The organism is uncultured Bacteroides sp., assembly GCF_958445495.1.
Lineage (GTDB): Bacteria > Bacteroidota > Bacteroidia > Bacteroidales > Bacteroidaceae > Bacteroides.
Genome location: NZ_CAUCSQ010000032.1, coordinates 42,917 through 50,345 on the forward strand (window position 1 = coordinate 42,917; position 7,429 = coordinate 50,345).

The following is a 7,429-nucleotide window of genomic DNA, read 5'->3' on the forward strand; positions in this document are numbered from 1 at the left end:
ACAGATTAAAGGTTCCTTTTCAGGAATAACCGATAAAATTTTACCCAAGCATACGAATCTCAACGTACGCTTGGGTAATTTTATATGGAATAATACCGTTAACCCGGAAGTGAAAAACTTCCTTCTACAATCCCAACTTGGCCGAAATCTCCAGCATCCGTTGAATCGGTTTCACAGCCTTCTCCGCTATCCCGGAATCCACCCTGATTTCCGGCGACTCGTTTTTCAGGCATTCATACAGCTTTTCCAACGTATTCAGCCGCATGAAACTACATTCGTTGCATCCGCACGTGCTGTCGTTCGGAGGAGCGGGAATAAAAACCGTTTGCGGGCATTTCTTCCGCATCTCATGCAAGATACCCGACTCGGTAGCCACAATATACGTATTTTCGGGATGCTTCACGGCATACTTCAACAGAGCTGCCGTAGACCCCACCACATCCGCCAGTTTCAACACGGTGTTCTTGCATTCGGGATGCGCCAGCACCAGCGCTTCCGGATACTGCGCTTTCAGTTCCGCAATCTTTTCCACCGAAAACTGTTCGTGTACATGGCAAGCCCCGTTCCAAAGCAACATATTCCGGTTTGTCACGGAATTGATGTAATTCCCCAGATTCCTATCCGGCCCGAAGATAATCTTCTCGTCCTCAGGGAAGCTTTCCACAATCTGTCTCGCATTGGTGGAAGTCACCACCACATCCGTCACCGCTTTCACCGCAGCCGTCGTGTTGACATACGAAATGACAGTATGTCCCGGATGCTCGCCCACAAACCGGGCAAACTCGTCCGCCGGACAACTGTCCGCCAGCGAACAGCCCGCATCCATATCGGGAACCAGCACTTTCTTTTCCGGACAGAGCACTTTCGCCGTCTCTCCCATGAAATGAACGCCGCACATCACAATGATGTCTGCTTCCGTCTTCGCCGCCCATTGGGCCAGCGCCAGACTGTCGCCGACGTAATCGGCGATATCCTGTATTTCCCCTTTCTGGTAGTAGTGTCCCAGGATGACTGCGTTCTTTTCTTTTTTCAGCTCGTTAATAGCCTTTATCAGTTCATTCATTATAATATTCCTTTTTCTTTCCTTTTAAAAAAATCCTTTGTTAGTGATGATAGCCTGTTAATAATGTTGGCAAATAAATCCGTTTTTTCTTGCCGGATAAGTTATTAGTCCATACTTCCGGTTTATGAGTCCGTTATGAACGGAAAGAAAGTCGGAATTTTCCGGTCTATTTGCTTTATTATCAATGAAAGCGCCGTTTAGCGGGAGCTATCTATTAACTCCTTGTTAATAAAGTGCAAAGTTAAAAACTTTATGAATATAAACAGGCAGATAAGTGCTGAAAAATATGTTTATGTCCGTATGGAAAGTTTTGGTTTTATTTTTTGGAATGTTCATAACGCAGTCTTCTTATACCTTCTTTTGAATAATGCAAGAATTATTTTTCAAAATCTTTGCCGATGGTTTTGACAGGTTTTAAACCGTTATCAACATCTCTGTTAACAGAAAAGGCTTACCTTTGCAAAGTAAACGTAATCAAAGAAAGGACATGTATGCGCAAACTGAAAATAACGGAGCTGAACCGTATCAGCGCTGAAGAGTTTAAACAGGCTGAAAAGTTGCCTTTGGTAGTAGTGCTGGACGACATACGCAGCCTGCACAACATCGGTTCGGTGTTCCGTACGTCGGATGCGTTCCGTATCGAATGTATCTGCTTGTGCGGCATAACGGCTGTTCCTCCGCATCCTGAAATCCATAAGACGGCGTTGGGAGCCGAATTCACTGTTGACTGGAAATATGTTGATAACGCTGTTGATGCTGTTGATAACCTCCGGAAAGAAGGATATGTCGTGTATTCGGTGGAACAGGCGGAAGGCAGCGTGATGCTGGATAAACTGGAGTTGGATAAAAACAGGAAATACGCTATTGTCATGGGAAATGAGGTCAAAGGAGTGCGGCAGGAAGTGATTGACCGTTCGGACGGATGCATCGAGATTCCCCAATACGGTACGAAGCATTCCCTGAATGTTTCCGTAACGGCGGGAATTGTAATCTGGGACTTGTTCAAGAAGTTACGCTGATTATGCCGGGCACACCGGCCGTTCCTGACAGGAATGGAAACCGGTTAATAACCGGTTGATAATGCGTTGATATAATTGTTAATAGATTGATTTTCAATGTATCCTTATTGTTCATAAATGTAGAACCCGTTTTTCTGGAATCACCCTGGAATCATTCCGGAATTACATGTTTGCCGGACCGCATGCGATTGTTTTAACCGGATATCCGGTTAATAAGTCCCTGACGAACAGTCCGGACCTGTCCGCTTGTCTGTTTGGAATTTCCTGTTCAGATTTGTCCGTTTTCTACCAATAATACGACCCGTTCCGTCAGTCTGTCTTCGCCTTCCGGGTCATATTCCTTTTTAAGGCTGGCTCCGAACAAGGCGGCAAATGCCTGATAAAATCCTGCTTTGAAAGGACCCATGAACGCTTTTACCAGTTCATAACTGGTCTGGTTACTTTGGCGGTCTACCAGTTTTATCAACAATTTGCCTTGTGCGAAAGAAAGCTTTTTCATCCGGGCGGTATATTGCGCTTTCAATCCTTTTTCAACCCGTTTGATGTGTTTTTGCCGGGCTTTCTCATTGGGTAATGTCTGGAGATATTCATACGTTTCGATGATGGCGCGGTTGATTTCTTTGGAGATGGGATATACTTTTTTCACATTGCGTACCAGCCGGTAGTATTCCCTGCGTTCTTTTTCGTTTTTGAATTTCATCGGGCGGAAAATATACACAGTCCTCAACTGGATACATGGAATCGTATCTCCGTTATAGATACACATCGGAACCAGGTATCCGTTGATACTTTGCTTCTCTTGGGCTTGTACGCGCTGCGAACAACAAACGATGGCAAATAATGTTATTATGACTATGTTAAGCCTCCTTTTCACGTTACAAAAATAAGATTAAAATTTTATTATTCAGATATTTCCTTCGGCCGTTAACCTATTTAAAGTATCTTTGCGCCCTTCTCTGTAAGAATGCAGGAAGAAAAATAGACGATTTATTGATGAAAACTGTTTGTCAGGTATGGTTGATAAGTATTATAAACAGCTTGTTCATAATTTCTGAATGTAATGCTCAAAACCTTTCAGAGAGTCTTATAGAAGATGTTTTTGAAGATTTATCTGTTAATAATCTTACTGATAACTCTGTTAATGAACTTGACTGGGGGAATGAACTGGAGGACTTGGCGGCCCGTCTGCGGGAACCTGTCAATCTGAATAGTGCCACCCGTGAACAACTGGAACAGTTTCCTTTTCTGAGTGATATCCAGATTGAACATATATTAGCTTATGTATATATACACGGGCAGATGCAGACTCTTTACGAACTTCAATTGGTGGAAGAGATGGATGAACGGACTATCCGGTATTTACTTCCTTTTGTCTGCATCAAAGCTATTAACAATAGGCCTGCTTTTCAGTGGAAAACAATGTTGAAAAGTGCAGGTAAATACGGAAAAAATGAACTGTTAACCCGCTTTGACATACCGTTTTATAAACGAAAAGGTTATGAACATGCTTATTTAGGGCCTGCTGTTTATAACTCCGTTAAATACGGTTTCCGCTACAGTGACCGGCTCTATGCGGGAATCGTCGCCGAAAAAGATGCCGGAGAGCCTTTCGGGGAGTTACACAATCGCTATGGCTATGATTATTATTCCTTCTATCTGTTGTTAAAGAATTGCGGGCGGTTGAAAACGTTGGCTGTCGGAAACTATCGTCTCAGTTTCGGACAGGGGATGGTTATCAGTACTGATTATCTGATGGGAAAAACAATCTACGCCTCTTCTTTCAACAGTCGCGGCAGCGGGATAAAAAAGCATTCTTCTACTGACGAATACAACTATTTTCGAGGTGCGGCCGCCACTGTGTCTCTGGCAAAACATTGGAATGTTTCCGGATTTTATTCGCATCGTTCTCTGGACGGGACAATCACCGGCGGAGAAATCACCTCTATCTACAAAACCGGACTACACCGGAGTCAAAAGGAAGCGGATAAAAAGAACTTGTTCGCCATGCAGTTGACAGGCGGGAATGTGAGTTATCAACACAACCGCATCAAGCTGGGAGTCACAGGGATTTACTATCTTTTCAACCGGACTTATGAACCGGAATTAACCGGTTATTCCAAATACAACCAGCACGGAAACAATTTCTATAATTTGGGGATGGATTATGCCTATCGTTGGCATCGTTTTTCTTTTCAGGGAGAGACAGCCGTAGGGAAACAAGGTTGGGCTTCTTTGAACCGTTTGCAGTATTCGCCGGTTCAAAATACCCGAATCATGTTGATACACCGTTTTTATTCGTATAATTATTGGGCGATGTTTGCCCGTTCATTTGCCGAAGGGGGTAAGGTACAAAACGAACAGGGATATTACATGGGATTGGAGACCTCCCCTTTTCGGTACTGGACGTTTTTTACTTCATTCGATATGTTTTCTTTTCCCTGGAAAAAGTATAGGACCGGTAAGCCTTCCCGCGGGCTGGACGGACTCGTCCAGGCTACTTATACCCCGCATCCCGGCTTATCGATGTACGTAAAATATCGTTATAAACAGAAAGAGCGTGATGAAACGAATAGTAAAGAAAAACTAACGCTTCCTATTTTTCATCATCAATTTCGTTACCGTTTGAACTATTTTTTAAGTGAAGTGTTTAGCAGTCGTACAACTTTAGATTATAATCATTTTCATTCTCAGGACAGAGCTGCTAGTAAAGGATACCAGGCTACACAAATGGTATCTTCCCGACTGCTTTGGACCAGGCTGTTTGCTGACGTTCAAGGCAGTTATTTTTGTACGGATGATTATGATTCGCGTGTGTACGTGTCGGAGAAAGGACTGCTTTATGCGTTTTATACTCCTTCGTTTCAGGGCAGGGGATTTCGTTGGATTGTCCGGTTGAGGTATGAGCTTAATAAACACTGGCTGTTTATAACCAGGTTCGGAGAGACATTTTACCTGGACCGTGACGAGATAGGTTCCGGCAACGATTTGATTCGGGGAAATAAAAAAGCTGATATGCAAATGCAGTTGCGTATCAAGTTTTAGATTATTTTTGTGCAGGCTAATCCGGAAAGACAGGTTTCGTATGGAGCGAATAGCCGGAAACCGTCGGTCGAGAGGAAGCGGTTGCTAAGATATATAGATTGTAAACGATTAAATTTTTAGATAAGATGACTGTCATTTATCCTTCACCCATTTTCGGTCCTGTTCATTCCCGCCGTCTGGGTGTTTCTTTGGGAATAAATCTGTTGCCGGAAGACGGTAAAATCTGTTCGTTCGACTGTATTTATTGCGAATGCGGCTTTAATGCCGACCATCGTGCAAAGAAACCTTTTCCGACCCGGGAGGAAGTCCGCATCGCCTTGGAAGAGAAGTTAAAAGACATGCAGGCGAATGGTCCCGCTCCTGACGTGCTGACATTTGCCGGTAACGGCGAACCGACTGCGCATCCTCATTTTCCGGAAATCATAGAAGACACCCTTGCTCTCCGTGATGCGTATTTTCCGAAAGCGAAGGTCAGCGTATTGAGTAATTCTACATTCATCGACCGTCCCGCCGTATTTGCGGCTCTGAATAAGGTCGATAACAATATTCTGAAACTGGATACGGTGGACGAGGAATATATCCGTCTGTTGGACCGTCCGAATGGAAAATATTCCGTAAGGAAGATTATCGGGAAAATGAAGGAATTCAAGGGAAACTGTATTGTGCAGACCATGTTTCTGAAAGGCGGTTATCAGGGGAAAGATATGGATAATACATCCGATAGGTACGTGCTTCCCTGGTTGGAAGCAGTGAAAGAAATCGCTCCCCGCCAGGTGATGATATACACGATTGACCGTGAGACGCCCGACCATGATTTGCAGAAAGCCACTCATGAAGAGCTGGACCGTATTGTAGCCTTATTGAAAAAAGAGGGTATTCCGGCAACAGCCTCTTACTGATGTTGACGGCTGTTTGTTTATTCGTAACCGTGTCGGGACAGATTAAGTTACGGATAGATTGAAAAAACATCTACTTAAATGTGAGATAACATATAGAAGAACCGGTTCAGACAAGTACTGTATCCGGCCGGATGATGTAGGAGGTTCCGACAAGTCAAGTACATGTCTTTGTCTGTTCCGGTATAGGTTTTTATTTGTTCGGTTTTATTCATTTCTGGCGTTTCATGATTGGGGGCCGAATGTAAATCCGGACGGATATGTTCCACTGGCTTTGGTGGATTTTCTCTCTTGTTATCTTACGGAAGGGCTCTGCCACTACTGTTTTTCCATTTTTCCTTCCCCTTCATCTTTTGCCGCTAAAGCCGATGGATAAGTCGATACAGGGTGAAGGGCACGTCCTTCACCTAACCTTTCGTCATTTATACATATCGTTTATGGAATTTAATGCAGTGCTTTGGAGATGTAAAGCATAGCTTTAAACAAGCCAAAGCTATACTTTTTAAAATCGGAACATTCGATTGAATCGGAAGTGAATGTCCGGTGAATGATGACCCTTCACCCGTTAACACTGATGAATAAGGGGAAGTGAAGGGGTGAATGTTTTTCCGGGAAAATAGTCCGGTGATGCTCATTTTGCATTTTTCAAGCCTGCGGACAAACTCATTTACATTATTTGTTCAGCGATGTACATCCAAGGTCGTTTGGTTTCTTGTTCCGTATCCGCACCCTGTACCCCGTCCACAAGCACCATACGCACCCGCCTCCCACGAAGAAGACAAACACGTAAGTAGCCACGCTGCCTATGAATACCCGTCCGCTGTGTACTTCTAAAGCGAAGTTCCAAAGCGACATGGGTTGTACGGAGAGTTCTTCGGGCTGGGCAAGGGCATCCGTTCCCTCGTAATATTCCACCACGCATTCCTTTCCTTTGAAATCCGCACTGTAGCCCGAAACGGCAAACTTGCCGAAAGGAGGGCCGGCTGTATCTTCGGCTTCTTCTCCCGTGAAGTAGTCCGTTACCCGGCCCAGCCACCTGTCCCAAACGAACAGGCCGCTGAACGAACCGGCCAGCCAGTTTCCTTGTTTGTCCTTTTGCCAGACATTCAGTCCCATGACACTGATCGGGGGAACTTTTTCCACCTTTACGGGCACAGCATCGGGTGAAGACAGGGAGTAGAAACCTTCGGAAGTGGATAGCAGCCAGTCGCCGCACGTGTCGTCATAGCGTACCATACGTAGCTTGTCGTGCCAAGGATTAGGGCTATCTAGGGAAGTACCGGGCAGTGCAGGTGTCTTAGTCAAAGCTAACGGTATCATGACGGGCGGACGGAGGCACCAGCCCGTAACGGCTACCAAGAGGGTCAGTATGATAGTGGTGCGTCCCAGCTTGTCGTGCCACAGCAGGG

5 protein-coding genes and 1 pseudogene are annotated in these 7,429 nt (G+C 44.8%); 3 read left to right on the top strand and 3 right to left on the bottom strand.

Annotation, left to right across the window (positions count from 1 at the left end; all coding sequences use genetic code 11):
• Positions 1-124: 124 nt before the first annotated feature.
• Positions 125-1,063 (bottom strand): quinolinate synthase NadA, encoded by a 939-nt coding sequence (gene nadA / locus Q5076_RS11725; RefSeq protein WP_303013483.1) that lies wholly within the window; start codon positions 1,061-1,063, stop codon positions 125-127.
• 491 nt (positions 1,064-1,554) lie between these two features.
• Between nadA and Q5076_RS11730 the strand changes: the two genes are divergently transcribed.
• Complete coding sequence (locus tag Q5076_RS11730; RefSeq protein ID WP_303013485.1) at positions 1,555-2,082, top strand: RNA methyltransferase; 528 nt, start codon at positions 1,555-1,557, stop codon at positions 2,080-2,082.
• 268 nt (positions 2,083-2,350) lie between these two features.
• On the opposite strand, the gene Q5076_RS11735 is transcribed toward Q5076_RS11730, so the two are convergent.
• Positions 2,351-2,929: a DUF4294 domain-containing protein gene (locus Q5076_RS11735; RefSeq protein ID WP_303013495.1), complete on the bottom strand. Its 579-nt coding sequence runs from the start codon at positions 2,927-2,929 to the stop codon at positions 2,351-2,353.
• 146 nt (positions 2,930-3,075) lie between these two features.
• Between Q5076_RS11735 and Q5076_RS11740 the strand changes: the two genes are divergently transcribed.
• Positions 3,076-5,124: a helix-hairpin-helix domain-containing protein gene (locus Q5076_RS11740; protein ID WP_303013488.1), complete on the top strand. Its 2,049-nt coding sequence runs from the start codon at positions 3,076-3,078 to the stop codon at positions 5,122-5,124.
• Positions 5,125-5,249: 125 nt separating this feature from the next.
• A complete protein-coding gene (locus Q5076_RS11745) occupies positions 5,250-6,023 on the top strand; it encodes a radical SAM protein (protein ID WP_303013491.1) in 774 nt (257 codons plus the stop codon).
• Positions 6,024-6,692: 669 nt separating this feature from the next.
• Here Q5076_RS11745 and Q5076_RS11750 read toward each other — a convergent pair.
• A pseudogene (locus tag Q5076_RS11750) lies at positions 6,693-7,429 on the bottom strand (PepSY domain-containing protein); the annotation flags it as partial.